Annotated in this window: 2 protein-coding genes and 1 pseudogene; all 3 read left to right on the top strand. The window is 65.2% G+C overall.

The window, feature by feature from the left end; translation table 11 throughout:
- Nucleotides 1-469: pseudogene (locus VFL62_RS17030) on the top strand (UDP-N-acetylglucosamine 1-carboxyvinyltransferase); the annotation flags it as partial.
- 142 nt (nt 470-611) lie between these two features.
- The gene (gene hisD, locus VFL62_RS17025; protein WP_325173553.1) at nt 612-1,907 is read left to right on the top strand and encodes a histidinol dehydrogenase; all 1,296 of its coding nucleotides are present in this window, start codon (nt 612-614) and stop codon (nt 1,905-1,907) included.
- Complete coding sequence (locus VFL62_RS17020; protein WP_325173552.1) at nt 1,904-2,398, top strand: UPF0262 family protein; 495 nt, start codon at nt 1,904-1,906, stop codon at nt 2,396-2,398. Before hisD ends, VFL62_RS17020 begins: the two co-directional genes overlap by 4 nt.
- The last annotated feature ends 196 nt before the right edge of the window (nt 2,399-2,594 follow it).

The raw sequence follows: 2,594 nt of genomic DNA, 5'->3' as shown, positions 1-2,594 counted from the left end.
TGACGTGTTGACCGAGGCCGGTGCGGTCGTGACGCCGACCAACGAAGGCATTCGGGTGACCCGCAATGGTTCGGGACTGAAGCCAGTGACGGTTTCGACCGCGCCGTTCCCGGGTTTCCCGACCGATCTTCAGGCCCAGCTGATGGCGCTGATGACCCGCGCCAAAGGCGCTTCGCAGATCACCGAGACGATTTTCGAAAACCGCTTCATGCATGTGCAGGAGCTGGCGCGGTTCGGCGCGCGCATCCAGCTCGACGGAGAAACCGCAACCGTCCACGGCATCGGGGAGCTGCGCGGGGCGCCGGTCATGGCGACCGACCTGCGCGCCTCGGTGTCGCTGGTGATCGCGGGGCTCGCCGCCGAGGGCGAGACCATGGTCAACCGCGTTTACCACCTCGACCGCGGCTTCGAGCGGCTGGAGGAAAAGCTCTCGGCCTGCGGCGCCCGCATCGAGCGCATCAGCGATTAGCTCACCAGGAACCCCGAATATTCCACCGGCGGCGGGCAACCGCGCTGCCTGAGAATCCGTGAGGATTGACGGCGATTTGGCCTCGCGCCATGGCGCAGAAGCCTTTAATTAGGTCCTTGAAGACGTTCGCCGGAAAGCTGTTATGCCCGTTTTGCTCGATACCTCCAGCGCTGATTTTGCGGCGAAATTCGCCGCGTTCCTGGCGATGAAGCGCGAGGTAGCGGCCGACGTCGAGGCCGCCTGCCGGCGCATTGTCGACGATGTCGCGGGGCGCGGCGACGCCGCTCTGATCGAGGCGACAAGCCGGTTCGACCGGCTCGAGCTTGATGCTTCGCGCCTTCGCGTCAGTCAGGACGAAATCGAACGGGCCGCAGAGGCCTGCGACCGCGAGACGGTGAAGGCGCTCGAATTCGCGCGCGACCGCATCGAAAGCTTCCACCGCCGGCAACTGCCGAAGGACGAACGCTTTACCGACGCGCTCGGCGTCGAGCTCGGCTGGCGCTGGAACGCGATCGAGGCCGTCGGCCTTTACGTGCCGGGTGGCACCGCGGCCTATCCGTCGTCGGTGTTGATGAACGCGGTGCCGGCAAAGGTAGCCGGCGTGGACCGCATCGTCATGGTGGTGCCGTCGCCGGACGGCAGGCTCAACCCGCTGGTGCTCGCGGCGGCGCGCCTGGCCGGGGTTTCGGAAATCTATCGTGTCGGCGGCGCGCAGGCCGTGGCGGCGCTGGCCTATGGCACCGCGACCATCGCGCCGGTTGCCAAGATCGTCGGGCCTGGCAATGCCTATGTGGCAGCCGCGAAGCGGCTGGTGTTCGGCAAGGTCGGCATCGACATGATCGCGGGCCCATCCGAGGTGCTGGTCATCGCCGACAAATCCGCCAATGCCGCCTGGATCGCAGCCGATCTCTTGGCGCAAGCCGAGCACGACGCCAACGCGCAATCAATCCTGATCACCGATGATGCTGCGCTGGCGGGCGACGTCGCCCGCGCGGTCGAGACGCAACTTGCGACGCTTCCACGCGCGGACATCGCGCGCGCCTCGTGGCGGGATTTCGGTGGCATCATCAAGGTGAAGGCCATCGATGAATCGGTTGCGCTGGCGGATGCGCTCGCCGCCGAGCATCTGGAGATCATCACGGTGGATCCGGAAGGTCTGGCGGCGAAGATCCGCAATGCAGGCGCGGTGTTTCTCGGATCGCATACGCCCGAAGCGATTGGCGACTATGTCGGCGGCTCCAATCACGTGCTGCCGACGGCGCGCTCGGCGCGATTTTCGTCAGGCCTCGGCGTGCTCGACTTCATGAAGCGCACGTCGGTGCTGAAATGCGGGCCCGACCAGCTGCGCGCGTTGGGTCAGGCGGCCATGACGCTCGGCCGGGCCGAGGGCCTCGATGCCCATTCACGCTCCGTCGGGATACGTCTCAACCTGTCATGACCGCACAGCCCTCAGGAGACGATTCGAAAAACCGCATTGTTGGGGTCACGCTCGACGAGGAATCGATCGGCCGCTCGGGTCCCGATATCGAGCATGAGCGCGCGATCGCGATCTACGACCTGATCGAGCAGAACCTGTTTGCGCCGGAAGGCGTCGACAGCGGGCCCTATACGCTCAATCTCAGCATCACCGGCAATCGGCTCGCTTTCGATATTCGCCGCGAGGACGGTTCGCCCGTGGTCGCGCATTTGCTGTCGCTGACGCCGTTCCGGCGGATCGTGAAAGACTACTTCATGATTTGCGACAGCTACTATCAGGCGATCCGCACCGCGACGCCGGATCGAATCGAGGCGATCGACATGGGCCGTCGCGGCATCCACGACGAAGGGTCGCGCACGCTGCAGGAACGGCTGAAGGGCAAGGTGCGGGTCGACTTCGAAACCGCGCGCCGCCTGTTCACGCTGATCTGCGTGCTGCACTGGAAGGGTTAGCCGCATGGCCCTTACCCCGATCGGCACGCTCATGTCTCAGCCGTTTGAATTAACGTGTCATCACGCTGTTGCCGCAACGGAAGATTGCTCCCTCTCCCTTTGGGAGAGGGGCGGGGTGAGGGGTTACGGTCTCTCGATAGTCCGTTGCCCCTCACCCGGCGCTTCGCGCCGACCTCTCCCAAAGGGAGAGGTGGCC

This window comes from Bradyrhizobium sp., assembly GCF_035701725.1.
Lineage (GTDB): Bacteria > Pseudomonadota > Alphaproteobacteria > Rhizobiales > Xanthobacteraceae > Bradyrhizobium.
Note: the sequence above shows the minus strand (reverse complement) of the source record. Positions and strands in the feature narration are given on the sequence as shown.